Raw genomic sequence first — 15,212 nt, 5'->3', positions numbered from 1 at the left:
GTTAAATTATTTTTAATTACTATTTTTTAATACTTCATTCATGTAAGTGATCATATCTTCTTTTAAATTTATATCTTGCAAGGCAAATTCTATTGTCGTCTTAATAAAGCCAAACTTCTCGCCTACATCATAACGAATACCTTCAAAGTCATATGCAAATACACGTTGAATTTCATTTAATCGTTGAATCGCATCTGTTAATTGAATTTCCCCACCTGCACCTGTTTGTTGACTTTCAAGGAACATAAAAATTTCTGGTGTTAATACGTAACGACCCATAATCGCTAAATTTGATGGTGCTGTACCTACCGCTGGCTTTTCAACAAACTGGCGCACTTGATAACGACGGTCGTTTTGTTCAATTGGATCGATAATGCCGTAACGATGTGTTTCGTTTTCTGGTACTGTTTGTACACCGATAACCGATGACTGTGTACCTTCATATTGATCCATTAATTGGCGTAAACATGGTGTTTCTGCTTGCACAATATCATCACCAAGTAGTACCGCAAATGGTTCATTTCCAATAAATTTACGTGCGCACCATACTGCATGTCCTAGCCCTTTTGGTTCCTTTTGTCTTATGTAATGAATGTTAATTTTTGAGGAAGCTTGTACTTTTTCAAGCATTTCATACTTTCCTTTTTCTAAAAGGCTTTGCTCAAGCTCGAAAGAATGATCAAAGTGGTCCTCAATGGCACGCTTTCCTTTTCCAGTAACAATAATAATATCTTCAATTCCTGATTCTATTGCTTCTTCCACTATGTATTGAATTGTGGGCTTATCGACGATTGGTAACATTTCTTTTGGCATCGCTTTTGTTGCTGGTAAAAATCTTGTCCCAAGACCAGCCGCTGGAATAATTGCCTTTCTTACTTTTTTCAATTATGACCCTCCGCATTTAAATATTTATATGTAGCAATAACAAAAACCCTACTTATAGGGTCGTCTTTACAACTCCATAAGTAGAGTTTCTAACATAAATAAATTATGGGCATCTAACCCACCCTCACGTCATACTCCCGACGACAAGCGTCTAAGGTAGGCTCGAAATAAAAATTTCTACCCACAGCACGACCGAGTGCCCCCGTTGATAACGGTTAGGAGACATCACCAAACTCTTCAATTAAAAAATACCGAACAATTTTTTACGGCGAATTTGTTCTGGATCTTCTTTATAAATTGCTTTCCCGCTAATTATTAAGTACGGATTTTCTTTCAAATCACTCATAACATTCATTCCGAATTCTTTCTCGATTAATTCATAGCTCTCTGCTAAATGAAATCCTCTTGACGTTGTGTTATGTGCATCTGATGCGATCATATGTGTTAAATTATGTTCCACAAGCTGTAGTGAGAATTTTTTAATTTTTTTACCAAATTTCCCAAGCAAACTACCTGCTGTTACTTGTGTTAATGCACCTTTATTTACAATGTTATATAACTTATCTGGCCGCTCGATTAACTCGGCATTACGTTCTGGGTGAACAATAATTGGAATCATTCCCTTTACACGTAATTCGTATAATAATTGTTCGGCATAACGAGGTACGTGATTCGACGGAAATTCAATGAATATATATTTATTTGTTTCATTTAAAGTAACGATTTTACCAGCTTCATAGTCTTCTAATAAATCACCATATAACCTGACTTCTTGTCCCGGTAAAATAGTAAGTGGGATATTATGTTGTTGTAGTTCATCATTTAATTGTTTTACGTGATGAATAATTGAGGTACGTTCATTTACATATTTTCCATTTTGATGATGCGGCGTTGCGACAATTGTATGTATTCCTTCTGAAGCGGCTTGTTGTGCCATCGCTAAACTATCGGTTACTGTTTGTGCACCGTCATCGATACCAGGTAAAATGTGACAATGTAAATCTATCATTTGTTTCATCCTCCCTCTCTCCTATAAAGATCTTTTTTCCCTTGAATATGAGAGATTTCTCATATTCAAGGGAAAAAAGGAGATATGTTTCAACCATATCTCACTCTTTTAATTAGTTTGCACCGTAATAATAATATAATCCTTGTTCACGTTCACGGTCATTTAGAACGACACCTAACAATTTACCTTTAGCCGATTCTAACAATCCTTTTGCTTTTACCGCTGTTTCTTTCTCTGTTGATTCACTACGAACAACAAGAATAGAAGCGTCACATACATTTGCCATAATTTGTGCGTCGGTAACAGCTAAAATAGGTGGCATATCAAAAATAACTAAGTCGTACATACTGTATGCTTGTCCAAGAAGCTCTTTCATTGATTTTGAACCTAACAATTCGGCCGGATTTGGTGGGATTGGACCACAAGCTAAAAAGTGTAGATTATCAACTAATGTTGTTTGCACACATTTTTCTAAACGTTCACTATGTGTTAATACATTTGTTAGTCCAAAAATGTTATCTACTTGGAACATTTGATGCATTGCTGGTTTACGCATATCTGCATCAATTAATAATACTTTTTTTCCTTGTTGAGCAAACACCACTGCCATATTCGCCGTCGTTGTTGTTTTCCCTTCACTTGGGTTTGCAGACGTGACCATTAATGAATGTAAATTCGTATCAATAGCCGCAAATTCAATATTCGTTCGAATATTACGATATTGTTCTGAAATTGGTGATTTCGGTTGTTGATGAGCAATTAATTGACGACGTTGACGATGATTCTTTTTCTTTTTAAATAAATTAAGAGCCAATTGTTTGTCCCCTCACTTTTCTTGATGATGGAGCGTGTGATTTCACGTTCATTGTTTCTTCATCCATACGAGCTACAATACCTAACACTGGTAAGCCAAGTAAGTTCTCTACATCTTCTTCTTTTTTAACCGTGTTATCTAAGTATTCTAATAAGAATGCAAGGCCAACTGAAGCCATTAAACCAACAACGAAAGCGATTGCCACATTTAACATTGGGCGTGGTTTAATTGGTGATAATTCTTCTGATAACTCAGCCTTAGAAAGTACCGTAACATTATCCACACTCATAATCTTCGCGACTTCGCCTTTAAATACTTCTGCAGTTGTGTTAGCAATATCACGAGCTAATTTCGGATCTTTGTCTTGTGCAGTTACCGCTACAACTTGTGAATCTTTTTCATTAGCCACTTCGATTTTTTTGTTCAATTCTTGTGTTGTTATGTTCAAACCTAATTTTTCTTTTACTTGGTCCAAAATAACAGGGCTTTTTATAATAACCTTATATGTATTTGTTAATTGAATATTTGTTTGTACTTCATTGTACTGAATTGCTGCCCCTTCTTGCTTCTTCTGATTAACAAGAATTTGCGTCGAAGATTGATAGATTGGTGTCATGAAGAAAAAGCTAATGATAGCACTTACAATAGCTGCACCAAATGCGATTACGAGGATCATTGCTAAACGTTTTTTTAAGATATGAAATAACTCTTTTAGACTAATTGTTTCTTCCATAAGTTCCTCCAACTTTCTAAAATTTACACATAGGAAAAATTATAACATATAAATCTTACATTTTTTATTTTTAATAATTCAGTTCTATATTTGTTCACAAGAAACAAGTTTAATCTTACAAAATAATCTTAAATATGACAACACATTCCAATGATTTCCCAAAAATTTTATCATATCATGCTTTTTACAATGTATATCTTGATAAATAATTTTCAGAAAACAAAAAAGCCAACAAAATTTTTTTGTTGGCTTTTTCATATTTTAGTAATAACCATACTGCTCTTTTTCTTCTCTTTTATCGTTTAAAACGACTCCAAGTAGTTTTCCTGATGCTTTATCTAATATTTGTTTCGCTTTTACGATTTTATCTTTTTCCGTCTTTTCGCTGCGTACAACGAGTACGATTCCATCACATTTATTCGCAAGAATTTGTGCATCTGTAACCGCAAGGACAGGTGGTGTGTCAATTAATATAATATCAAACATGTTATATGCTTCTAGCAACGCCTCGTCCATCATCCGGCTCCCTAATAGTTCTGCTGGGTTTGGCGGGATTGGACCTGCTGCCATTAAGTATACGTTCTCTATATCTGTTTTTTGAATGCATTGCATAAGTTTTGCTTGTCCTGATAATAAGTTCGTTAACCCATTTGAACTATGAATGGCAAATAAGTTTTGTATCGTTGGCTTACGCAAGTCAGCTCCAATTAATAAAACTTTCTTTCCTTGTTGTCCGAAAACAACTGCTAAGTTTGAGATTGTTGTTGTTTTCCCATCACCTGGATCTGCTGAAGTAACAATAATAGAACGAACATGGTTATCTACAGATGTAAACTCAATGTTTGTACGAATGTTACGGTATTGTTCTGTAATACGCGATTTAGGCTCTTTATGTGTAATTAATTGTCGTAATGGTTTTCTTTTCTTTCTCCCGAACATATTCATAATCTCCTTTTGTGAAATGCGACATTTCCCTTTTCTCTCTCTTATGCTCGATTTCATACGTCTAATTAATATTCTTGCTGAGTTCCCCACATTTCATCATAATCAATAACATTCTACTTTGTCTTATTTAAGTACCTTAACAATATGACAATGCCCTTATTTCTTTATTACCTTTATCACTTATCCTATTTTCTAGATAAACAATAAAGTAAGTATATGGTAATTACCATCTATTTACAAGATATTTTCTGATTAGTTTGTATATTATCTTTTCATCGTTATATAGCAGTAAACAAAAAATCTCCTTGTCTTTTCACAAGAAGATTTTTTATTTTTCTCTATTCTTTTTTATCACCAATCGCAAATGTAATTTCTGCCTCACATGCAACTTCACCATCTACTGTTGCGATTGCTTTTCCTTTTCCAATTGGGCCGCGTACGCGTGTCATTTCTACTTCTAGACGAAGCTGATCACCTGGGCGTACTTGTTTTTTGAAACGGCAATTGTCGATACCTGCAAAGAAAGCAAGTCTTCCGCGGTTCTCTTCTTTCTTTAATACTGCAACTGCTCCGACTTGTGCTAATGCTTCTACAATAAGTACACCAGGCATAACTGCATAGTCAGGGAAGTGTCCGTTAAAAAATTCTTCGTTTGCGGATACATTTTTAATCCCAACCGCTCTTTTACCTTCATCTACTTCTAATATTTTATCAACAAGTAAAAATGGATAGCGGTGAGGAATGATTTCTTTAATTTGTTCTATATTTAGCATATAACAATCGCCCCTTTTGTAATATTGGTCTTACCACTTGGACATATTGCTATTATCCCATTTTGTTTATTGTTTGTCATTACAAAGTAACATTTTATATTTAGTACAACTTCCTAAAAAAAAATGCACACACTCTATTCCATTAAAATAGTTGCACATTTTTGCAACTGACACGGAGGTGGAAAGGAGTGTATGCCCAAATTAGGGAAAGGCAATATGTATTGAAACATTATTTGCCTTAATGTCGTATTCGACTCATTATATTATAAACGTTTTCAATTAAGGAAATATTAAATTTAACCATATATATGAATATTTTACCTGTTTCCTTCACATTTCTCTATTTTCCTTCCATTTTCGCAAAAAATCAAAATAAAAAAATATAAAAACGAAAAAAAAGAACTAAGGCATTAGCCTTAGTTCTTTCAAATTATCTCAAAGCACGCTTTGGTAATCTGTCGATATTCTCTAACATAATACCTGTACCAACCGCAACGCAGTGCATTGGGTTTTCAGCAATTAATACTGGTACTTTTAGTTCTTCTGCTAGAAGCATGTCGATACCGTGTAGTAAAGCTCCACCGCCTGTTAGAATAACACCGCGGTCGATGATATCTGCAGATAATTCTGGTGGTGTGCGCTCTAATACGCCTTTTGCAGCTTGTACAATAACAGCTGCATTTTCTTTTAATGCTTCTGTAATTTCTTCAGAGCATACTGTAATTGTACGTGGTAAGCCTGTTACCATGTCACGTCCGCGAATTTCAAGCTCTTCGCTACGTGCACCTGGGAATACTGTACCAACTTTAATTTTAATATCTTCTGAAGTACGTTCTCCGATTAATAGCTTATACTTACGTTTAATATAGTTTAAGATCTCCATATCAAACTTATCGCCAGCCATTTTGATAGAGGAAGAGGTAACAATATCACCCATAGATAGTACAGCGATATCTGTTGTACCTCCACCAATATCAACAACCATGTTACCGCTTGGTTGGAAGATTTCCATACCAGCACCAACTGCGGCTACTTTTGGTTCTTCTTCTAAAAATACTGTTTTACCACCTGAACGTTCAGCAGCTTCACGAATTGCTTTTTGTTCTACTGATGTAATATTTGTTGGACAACAAATTAAAATACGAGGTTTTGAAAAGAAGCTCTTTACGTCCAATTTGTTAATGAAATACTTTAACATTGCTTCTGTAATTTCGAAGTCTGCGATTACACCATCTTTAAGTGGACGAATTGCTACAATATTACCCGGTGTACGTCCCACCATGCTTCTCGCTTCTTCACCTACTGCTAATACTTTACCACTATTACGATCAATTGCCACAACAGATGGCTCATTTAATACAATACCCTTACCTTTAACATGAATTAATACGTTAGCCGTACCTAGGTCAATTCCGATATCTCGCGCAAACATTCCCGTTTTTTCCTCCTCGATATTCAAAATCAGGTTACACCCGAATTCTTTTCACCTAATTTCTGATTTTATCATAAATTTAACAGAAACGTAATATTCGCAAAAAGAATTCTTCTGAAAAATATTACCGAATGTGAACGGAATGCTTGCTACTGTAACATTATTGACGTACAGGCTTCTCTACATCTTCTTTTCTATACTTTTGCTTTGTTGCTTCTCCACCTCTTAAATGACGAATAGACTTATGATAATCAAGAATTTCTTTCACTTCATTTGCGAGCTCTGGATTAATTTCTGGTAGACGCTCTGTTAAATCTTTATGGACTGTACTCTTTGATACCCCAAATTCCTTTGCAATGACACGCACTGTCTTTCTTGTCTCCACGATATACTTACCAATCTTGATAGTTCTCTCTTTGATGTAATCGTGCACACCACTCGCCTCCCTAATTTGGATGTGAGAAGGGTGAAATGAGCCTCGCTGCATACGACTAAGAAGTAAGTGTGAGTGCTGTTTGTAAGCGTTAAACATTCTTGGATTTATAATGAAATGATTCACGATTTCTCACCTCAAACACTCTCTTTGCTTTGGTTTATACCATTGTATTGCCCGCACTACTGATATATGCTACATGTTCACTATTTTTGCGGACTAAGTTAAGAAAAATTACGTTTTTTTGTGAGAAATACGTTAACAGTGACTATTTTGACGAAAAAAAATGACACCTTATGTATAAGGCGTCACTCTTCTCTTTCAAACTCTTCTTCTAATAATTGATGGTGGGGAACCTCTTTCTTACCGGCAATATAATAATATAAGGTGAATAAAACAAACAATAAAATAATAGCAGTCGACAGAACAAATAAAAATGACACAGTATCCCCTCCCTTTTGTAATATATATTCGAGAATCTCGTCATTTTTCCTTGTTTTTGCAACTTTTTTCTCGAAATTGAGTATTTTTATATAAAGATAAAAAAATCAGCTCCCCTAGTGGGAACTGATTTTTTCACTTTCTTATTCTTGTGAAGAAGAATCGTTAGATGATTCTGTAGAACCATTTGTTGATTTTTCTTCTTTCTTCGGTTCTTCTTTTTTGTCACTAGTTGAACCGCTTGTTGATTTCTCTTCTTTTTGAGACTTGTCTTCTGTTTTACTTTCTGGTTTCGTGCTCGTTGACTTCTCTTCTTTTTGAGATTTGTCATCAGCTTTTTTACCAGAAGCATTCGTAGCCTTTGCAGCACCTGCATCAGCTTTAATTTCTGTTACTGATTTATTTAAGTAACGTTCAGGGTTCACAGCCACATTGTCTTTACGTACTTCAAAGTGAACGTGAGAGCCTGCCTCTTTATTCATTGCACTTAGACCGGATGTTCCTAATACTTCACCTTGTGCAACTCTTGCACCTTTTTCTACTTTCACACTGCCTAAGCTTTGATAAGATACCGCTACACCATTTCCACTATCAACTGTTACAACATAACCAAGAAGTGAATCTTTTTCAGCTTTCGTTACTGTACCACTTAAAGCAGCAGCAACATTGAATTCTTTTCCATTCTTCGCAGCAATGTCAATCCCTTTGTTCGGGGAATATGTGTTGTTATAAAAGACAAGTGCTTTTTCTTGTTCCGCCTCAGTTGCTGCATCTTCATAGAATTTCTTCTGTACGACTACTTCCGCATTCGCGGCAGCTGGCATTTTCACTACTTCTGAAGATTTCGTTACTGGTACTGCTGGATCTTCCGATTGTGTATACGGTGTTGCTTGATCGTGGTTTGGAGTCTTCTTCGGATTAGCTCCTTGGAACCATAGCGCAACCATTAAGATTACCGCTGCACAAGCAATGTATAGTGCCGGAAACACCCATCTTTTTTGAAATAAATGTACTACCTTTTGCGACTTTTTATTATTTCTTCCTCGCATTCCATCATCACCTCAGCAATCATTTTGAACAATATTCACGTATCCTATACAACGTATAACTAATTACTTTTCGACAAAATCTGTAAAAATATGTATAAGAACTGTAAAATTTCCGAGGAAATGATAGAAAAAAGAAAAAACTGAGCGTTTCGGCTCAGTTTTTAGTCTAATTGTTTCTTTTTATATACGATTAAACATACAACGAGCGATATAATAAGCCAAACTGCAACATTTAATACATGCCCACTAATACTACTAAATCCCGCCCCACCTACTAAGCTTTTAAGTGCTTTCACAATATGAGATGTTGGAAGATATCCAATCATCGTCTTAATTACTTTATTTTCAACCATTGGCTCAAACTGTACAGCCAAATACATCGTCATTAATATCGGCATTCCAATTATTGATGTTTGTGGTACAGAAGATGCAAGTAATCCGATCATTGTTCCAAGTACGATAAACAAAATAGTTCCGCATAAGAATATCAATCCTACCAATGGAAGGTTAATATTTAACTGATCTAAAATGAATAAATTTGCAATACAAATGACCATCGTCAGACCCGATGTTAATAAACTCTTTCCAAGTAGAACTTCAACCGAAGATGCCGGTGATAGCATTAATACACGCAATGTATGTTTTTCTTTTTCTTCTGCAATTACCATAGATTGAACAAAGCCTGCGACAAATAGGAAGGCCGTTATAGTAGTAATACCTAACATTTCCTTTCCCACTCCAAATCTGCTAAACAAAAATGAAAGTATAATTGGTAAAAATGCCATTAACAACACTTGTGAATTTGTCTTAAAATCTTGTACTTCTTTTCTAAAAATAGCTGATACACGTCTCATTGAAAATGTCATTATAATCCCCTCCCAGTAACTTCAATAAAGATATCGCCTAGCGTTGGTTCGTGTGAATGAATAGATAACAGTTCGCCCTTTTTCATCCATTCTGAAATACGATTTGCGCCTAATTCATCTTTTTGCACTACTTCTTTTCGTTTACCTTTTAATACGACCTCTATTTGATCCTTAGCGTATTGTAAGCGTAGGTTCTCTGGCGTATCGAGTGCTACAATTTCTCCGCCACAAAGGAAGGCAATACGGTTACAAAGCGTTTCTGCTTCATCCATGTTGTGCGTCGTTAAGAAAATCGTCGTTCCTTCTTCATTTAAGTCTTTTAAGATTTTATGAATGTTTTGTACGTTTACTGGATCAAGTGCAGATGTTGGTTCATCTAAGAAGAGGATATCTGGTTTATGAAGGATTGCTCTCGCTAGTGTGACGCGTTGCTTCATTCCCTTTGATAATTTCTTTACTGGTGTTTTTTTATCATCTAATAAATTTACTTGTGTTAGTACTTCATCGATTCGTTCTTTTTTGCAATCGTATAAGTCACAAAATAATAGTAAGTTATCATAAATGCTAAGTCTTTCATATAAGCCGCTGTTATCTGTTAAAATACCAATTCGTTTGTAATCGATGCTACTTGGTCCTGTAATATCTTTCCCTAATACTCTTACCGTTCCAACACTATGAAGCAATTGAGAAGTTAAAATTTTTACTGTTGTCGTCTTACCAGATCCACTCGGTCCGAGGAATCCGAATATCTCTCCTTGCTTCACCTCAATATTTACATTTCGAAGTGCCGTTTTTCCACTGAAACTTTTCATTACATCTTTCATTTCAATTGCCAATGTCATTTCTTCATCCCCTTTGTTTTTCTTCTTTATAGATGAAAGTCGCTTTAGCGCTTTTCGTTCGTTTGTTTCGCTTTTCTTGACTCAATCATATGAAAAACAAAGGGGAGGCGCATTAAAATACCGGTAAAAGGAGTATTTTTACCGGTGAATGAATCGCATGTTGAGCTTATTGGAGCACTTTTTATAGCCCAATAACACCTTTTAATTCATCCATTCGTCCTTTTGAAAGCGGGATTGAACTTTTTCTTTCGTCGTCTAAAATTAAGCTAAAACTGTTACGAGTCCAAGTAATCACTTCTCGCACTCTTTGTAAATTCACAAGGTACGAGCGATGACATCTAAAGAAACCAAAACCTGTTAACCTTGCTTCTAGTTCACCTAATGTTAATGCACATACGAAATCGCCTTCACGAACGTGAATATGCGTTACTCCGTTTTGCGTTTCAATGAAATGGATTTCCATCGGATCAAGTAAAATGATTTTATCGTTCACTTTCGCAGGTATTCTTTCTAACTTCATTTGCGGAATCATTTGAATGACTTTTTCTTCACCGACTTCTTCCACTTCCTCTTGCTCAATTTCTATCTTTTTCACACCATCATTGTTTAATATGTATACATCCTCTGTTAACGAAAGGGCATCCGATAAAAATGATGACGTAATAAAGATTGCCTTTCCTTGCTCTTTCATTTTCATAATTGCTTTTCGAATAATAACCGTACTCTCTATATCTACATTTTGCTCCGGTTCTTCCAAAATGATTAAATCCGGATTATGAATCATCACTCGCCCAATATGAAGACGACGCTTCTCTGAAAATGATAGTTTTTCTACTTTAACGTTTAGCTTATCTAGGAGACCAACAGACTGCACAACTTCTTCTATACTTATCTTTGATTCATAAAGCCCTATTAAAAACTTAAAGTATTCCTTCACCTTCAAACGATCATATGCTTCATCCTTCAAAAAACAAAAGCCTATGCGGGAATAATTTTTCTTTCCAATTGCTTCCCCTTCAAACAGTACGTTGCCAGTTGAAGCTTCTTCTTGACCAATAATAATGCGGTGTAACACTTTAGCTGTATGATTATTGCATTGCAAAACAATACATTGCCCTTTTTCAACCTTTAGCTCCATTTCCGGTAACTGGTTCGCCTTCCCTAATTGTTTCAACTCTAGTAACGCCATTTCATTTCCCCCAAATGCCTTTTTATCCTATTATATCAAACAGTTAATGGAAAATTATGATATTTTAAACAGAAAAAATAGATGCCAGAGTTCTGACACCTATTTCTTCACCATCAATTTTCCTTCATAATCATTCATCGTCTTTATTTCAACGCCTTTATAGTAATGAGCGACGATATCTGTATATTTCTTTCCTTCCGCTGCCATGCCGTTCGCCCCGTATTGACTCATACCAACGCCGTGACCGAAGCCTTTCGTCGTAACGATGATTTTATCTCCTTGTTGTTTCCACGTAAAATCAGAAGAACGTAAATCTAACTTTTCACGAACTTCTTTTCCTGTTAATGTTTTTCCTTGAAAAGCTACATCCTTTACGCGCTTTCCTTCCGTAAGGTCTTTAATATTGCCAACCTTCCCGTCTGCTAGCACTTTCACACCGAGACGTTTTTGAAAATCAGCTACTGTAAATGTTTGCTCGCTCGTAAACTTTGGAGAGGCTTGATCCCACGGACTATCTACACTTTTCAAGTACGGATAATCATTTCCCCAATAGTCAGCTGCATTTTCTGTTCGGCCATTACTCGTTGAAAAGAAGGATGCTGAAATTGGTTTTCCATCATACGTTAAAACTTGTCCTGCTGTTTTCGAAACGGCTTCTTCGATTTTCTTCAAATTATTTTCGTAGTTATTACCCCATTGCTTCTTCAATTCATCTTTGCTTTTGTACACTTGATCTTTCACCGTATCTGTCACGTCCGCATTATTTTTCTTTCCTCCGCTTAGCATACGTTGTACTACAAATGTTCTCGCTGCTAATGCCTGCGCCTTTAGTGCCTCTATTTCAAAACTGGCATTCATCTCAGAAGCTACTACACCTGTCACATACTCCTCCACTGGTAATGTTTCTACCTTCTTCTGTTTTTCGCGATATACAGCAACTTGAACAGCTGTATCTACTTTTCCTGGAGCTGGTATGCTTTCTATCGCTGGAGGAGTTTTAGAGGCCGTTTCTTCCCCTACTTTTGCTTTCGCAAATGGAATAACAAGGGCTGCAGGTACAATGATAACGAGCGCTATTAAGAGCGCTACTGTAATAAAAAGTGGCTTTGAAAATTTCATCCTATTTTCCTCCAATATAAAAGCTTTACTCCATTCATTCTTATGGAACAACTCTTTCTTTTAGAACATACTTAAGGGGAAGAGTATAAAACAGAAATTTTCTAAATATTTTTACTGGTACGTGCATAAGTATAGAATTTATTGACTATAACAGTAATAACCAAAAAAAATAGCCCCTATGTCAAAAGACATAGAGACTATTTTAATTAAGCGTGAAGATCAGAAACTTCTTGTTCTTTCACTTCTTCTACTTTTTCGTTTACACGTTCAATAGTTGCACCTAATGCAGCTAATTTCTTATGGAAGTTTACATAGCCACGGTCAAGATGTTTTAACTCAGTTACACGAGTATAACCTTCTGATACTAAACCAGCTAAGATTAATGCAGCTGCAGCACGTAAGTCAGTTGCTGCTACTTCAGCACCTTGTAAGCTGTTTGGACCGTTCATAATAACAGAACGACCTTCAATTTTAATATCAGCATTCATACGACGGAATTCTTCAACGTGCATAAAGCGGTTTTCGAATACCGTTTCTGTAATCATGCTTGTTCCATCAGCTTGTAGTAATAATGCCATCATTTGTGATTGCATGTCTGTTGGGAAACCTGGGTGAGGCATAGTTTTAATATCAACCGCTTTTAACTTATCTGGGCCGATAACACGTACACCTTCGTTTTCCTCAATAATTTTAACACCCATTTCTTCCATTTTCGCTGTAATTGAGCGTAAATGTTCAGGTACAGCATTTTCAATTAAGATGTCTCCACCAGTAATTGCTGCTGCAACCATGAATGTTCCCGCTTCAATACGGTCAGGAATAATAGAGTGGTTTGCACCATATAATTTATCAACGCCTTCGATACGAATCGTTCCAGTTCCAGCTCCGCGTACTTTCGCTCCCATCGCATTTAAGAAGTTAGCTAAGTCAACGATTTCTGGTTCTTTCGCTGCGTTTTCAAGAATTGTTGTCCCTTTTGCTAATGTAGCTGCAGACATAATGTTTTCTGTCGCGCCTACGCTTGGGAAGTCTAAGTAGATTTTAGCTCCTTTTAGTTCTCCCTCAACATATGCCTCAACAAAACCGTTACCAACCTGTACTTTTGCTCCCATTGCTTCGAAGCCTTTTAAATGTTGGTCAATTGGACGTGAACCAATTGCACATCCACCAGGAAGTGCAATACGAGCACGACCGTTACGTGCTAATAATGGTCCCATTACTTGAACAGATGCACGCATTTTACGTACATATTCAAATGGTGCTTCAATGTTTAGTTCTTTAGAAGAATCGATTGTTACTTGATTATTTTCAAATACGACTTCAGCATTTAAATGACGTAATACCTCATTAATTGTGTATACATCAGACAAAACTGGTACTTCAGATAGTACATTCTTTCCATCACTCGCTAATAGGGCTGCAGCGATTATAGGTAATACAGCATTTTTTGCGCCCTCAACACGCACTGTGCCGTTTAACCGCTTTCCGCCACGGACGATGATCTTTTCCAAATTATTCCCCTCCGTGTCCTTTTTTCAGTATCTATTCACTCAATACTCAGAAGTTATGATCGGTGTGCCAACCACAATTGTATCTTTGTTGTCTGTAGAACGTATTGCTATTTGCACATTTATTTTCTCTCTATTTGTTGAAAGAGCGTCATCCCACTTTTTATTGTATGCGGAGACTGACACAAATGCTCTTTCTTCTACTTGTTCGATCGCTCTTGCTGAAAGATCTTTCAAAACCTGATTGGTTTTATTTTGCAAAACACCTTCAATCTTATCATTCAGTACACCTTGAACACAAGTGTAAATTATAGGTTTTTCACTAAAAATTTTATTCATGTTTTGAACATACTTCGGGTCCCATTTCGCCCCACTTACTTCAAAGATAATGAAAGTGTTTTCTTTAGTATTTTCTTTACTCCAAGTTACTACTACTCGTTCTTCATAAGAAGAAAGCTTTTTATAGGATGTAGCTTTATATCCATCTGGAGATTGCTCTACTTCCCACTTTTGAATATTTGCCTTTTCCTTCACATCGTTTAACAACTTTTGAAACGTATGTATGTTAGAAATTGTTTTTGTTTCTCTCGCTAACCATGACCATTTTTCTACTTTAGCATCATTTTTCTCTAAAGCCTTGATCATGCTCTCCATTTTATGTTCATCGCTTATCGGTTTCATCTCTCTATATCCAACCAAAAATAAAACAACACTAAGTGCAACAATAAGAATGGCTTTAAGCTTCAATTTCATCCCCTCCTATCCCCATTGTTAACGGAGATTTGAGGTTCTATACACTTACTTTACTAAATACGTTAAACTCTTCGAATAGCCTAAATAATCAAGGAAAAAGTTACTTACAGATGTCCCAATTGCAATTGTAATTAAGATGAGTAATACTCGCGTCTGCAGCACTTTCCCGGACTTCATTAAACGCTCAATGTGAATGCCTTGTAAGGCCCACCACGTAATGGTAATAAACAATAAATGCGAAACAATGGCAATCAGTGCTTGTTGCCCTAAAAGTTGTGCCAAAAAATCGACCCCTTTTTACTCAGCTACTACTTATGAAAGAATATAAAAACGATACCATAATAAGTAGGAGCTACACTTTTTCAAATGCACATAGACATCTTACATTTTACATCGTGATTTTCTTTCCAAAAACGTATAT

17 protein-coding genes are annotated in these 15,212 nt (G+C 36.0%); all 17 read right to left on the bottom strand.

Features of this window, described 5'->3' with window-relative positions; all coding sequences use genetic code 11:
* Nucleotides 1–12 precede the first annotated feature (12 nt).
* Nucleotides 13–885, bottom strand: a complete 873-nt coding sequence (gene galU / locus IQ781_RS16705) for a UTP--glucose-1-phosphate uridylyltransferase GalU (protein ID WP_075676672.1) — start codon at nucleotides 883–885, stop codon at nucleotides 13–15.
* A 241-nt stretch (nucleotides 886–1,126) separates the two neighbouring features.
* Nucleotides 1,127–1,894, bottom strand: coding sequence for a tyrosine-protein phosphatase (locus IQ781_RS16700; RefSeq protein ID WP_050293046.1), 768 nt, complete (start codon nucleotides 1,892–1,894; stop codon nucleotides 1,127–1,129).
* A gap of 112 nt (nucleotides 1,895–2,006) precedes the next feature.
* Nucleotides 2,007–2,708, bottom strand: coding sequence for a CpsD/CapB family tyrosine-protein kinase (locus tag IQ781_RS16695; protein ID WP_016099316.1), 702 nt, complete (start codon nucleotides 2,706–2,708; stop codon nucleotides 2,007–2,009).
* Nucleotides 2,698–3,441, bottom strand: coding sequence for a YveK family protein (locus IQ781_RS16690; RefSeq protein WP_060634685.1), 744 nt, complete (start codon nucleotides 3,439–3,441; stop codon nucleotides 2,698–2,700). The genes IQ781_RS16695 and IQ781_RS16690 overlap by 11 nt, the downstream gene beginning before the upstream one ends.
* A gap of 261 nt (nucleotides 3,442–3,702) precedes the next feature.
* Nucleotides 3,703–4,380, bottom strand: coding sequence for a CpsD/CapB family tyrosine-protein kinase (locus IQ781_RS16685; RefSeq protein WP_000467957.1), 678 nt, complete (start codon nucleotides 4,378–4,380; stop codon nucleotides 3,703–3,705).
* Between the two features lie 344 nt (nucleotides 4,381–4,724).
* Nucleotides 4,725–5,159, bottom strand: coding sequence for a 3-hydroxyacyl-ACP dehydratase FabZ (gene fabZ, locus IQ781_RS16680; protein ID WP_000931959.1), 435 nt, complete (start codon nucleotides 5,157–5,159; stop codon nucleotides 4,725–4,727).
* A gap of 430 nt (nucleotides 5,160–5,589) precedes the next feature.
* Nucleotides 5,590–6,591, bottom strand: a complete 1,002-nt coding sequence (gene mreB / locus IQ781_RS16675; protein WP_000457978.1) for a rod shape-determining protein — start codon at nucleotides 6,589–6,591, stop codon at nucleotides 5,590–5,592.
* Between the two features lie 160 nt (nucleotides 6,592–6,751).
* Nucleotides 6,752–7,024: a sporulation transcriptional regulator SpoIIID gene (spoIIID, locus tag IQ781_RS16670; protein ID WP_000544012.1), complete on the bottom strand. Its 273-nt coding sequence runs from the start codon at nucleotides 7,022–7,024 to the stop codon at nucleotides 6,752–6,754.
* Between the two features lie 308 nt (nucleotides 7,025–7,332).
* On the bottom strand, nucleotides 7,333–7,467 hold the full coding sequence (locus tag IQ781_RS16665) for a hypothetical protein (RefSeq protein ID WP_000008901.1): 135 nt from the start codon (nucleotides 7,465–7,467) through the stop codon (nucleotides 7,333–7,335).
* A gap of 141 nt (nucleotides 7,468–7,608) precedes the next feature.
* Entirely contained in the window at nucleotides 7,609–8,514 is a 906-nt protein-coding gene (gene spoIIQ, locus IQ781_RS16660) for a stage II sporulation protein SpoIIQ (protein WP_001214926.1), read from the bottom strand.
* Between the two features lie 161 nt (nucleotides 8,515–8,675).
* Nucleotides 8,676–9,380, bottom strand: a complete 705-nt coding sequence (locus IQ781_RS16655) for an ABC transporter permease (protein ID WP_000144450.1) — start codon at nucleotides 9,378–9,380, stop codon at nucleotides 8,676–8,678.
* A complete protein-coding gene (locus IQ781_RS16650; RefSeq protein WP_000170866.1) occupies nucleotides 9,380–10,222 on the bottom strand; it encodes an ABC transporter ATP-binding protein in 843 nt (280 codons plus the stop codon). The genes IQ781_RS16655 and IQ781_RS16650 overlap by 1 nt, the downstream gene beginning before the upstream one ends.
* 181 nt (nucleotides 10,223–10,403) lie before the next feature.
* Nucleotides 10,404–11,411 (bottom strand): LytTR family transcriptional regulator DNA-binding domain-containing protein, encoded by a 1,008-nt coding sequence (locus tag IQ781_RS16645; RefSeq protein WP_139847021.1) that lies wholly within the window; start codon nucleotides 11,409–11,411, stop codon nucleotides 10,404–10,406.
* A gap of 99 nt (nucleotides 11,412–11,510) precedes the next feature.
* Nucleotides 11,511–12,530 carry a stage II sporulation protein D gene (spoIID, locus tag IQ781_RS16640; RefSeq protein ID WP_000672663.1) on the bottom strand — a complete coding sequence of 340 codons (1,020 nt, stop codon included), beginning with the start codon at nucleotides 12,528–12,530 and terminating at the stop codon, nucleotides 11,511–11,513.
* A gap of 206 nt (nucleotides 12,531–12,736) precedes the next feature.
* Complete coding sequence (gene murA, locus IQ781_RS16635) at nucleotides 12,737–14,041, bottom strand: UDP-N-acetylglucosamine 1-carboxyvinyltransferase (protein ID WP_000411274.1); 1,305 nt, start codon at nucleotides 14,039–14,041, stop codon at nucleotides 12,737–12,739.
* A 39-nt stretch (nucleotides 14,042–14,080) separates the two neighbouring features.
* Nucleotides 14,081–14,785 (bottom strand): YwmB family TATA-box binding protein, encoded by a 705-nt coding sequence (locus IQ781_RS16630; protein ID WP_000767900.1) that lies wholly within the window; start codon nucleotides 14,783–14,785, stop codon nucleotides 14,081–14,083.
* 51 nt (nucleotides 14,786–14,836) lie between these two features.
* The gene (locus IQ781_RS16625) at nucleotides 14,837–15,073 is read right to left on the bottom strand and encodes a DUF1146 family protein (protein ID WP_000057889.1); all 237 of its coding nucleotides are present in this window, start codon (nucleotides 15,071–15,073) and stop codon (nucleotides 14,837–14,839) included.
* Nucleotides 15,074–15,212: the final 139 nt, after the last annotated feature.

This window comes from Bacillus sp. N447-1 (genome assembly GCF_022701035.1).
GTDB lineage: Bacteria > Bacillota > Bacilli > Bacillales > Bacillaceae_G > Bacillus_A > Bacillus_A cereus.
The sequence above is the reverse complement of the archived record's forward strand: the minus strand, read 5'-3'. Positions and strand labels throughout refer to the sequence as shown.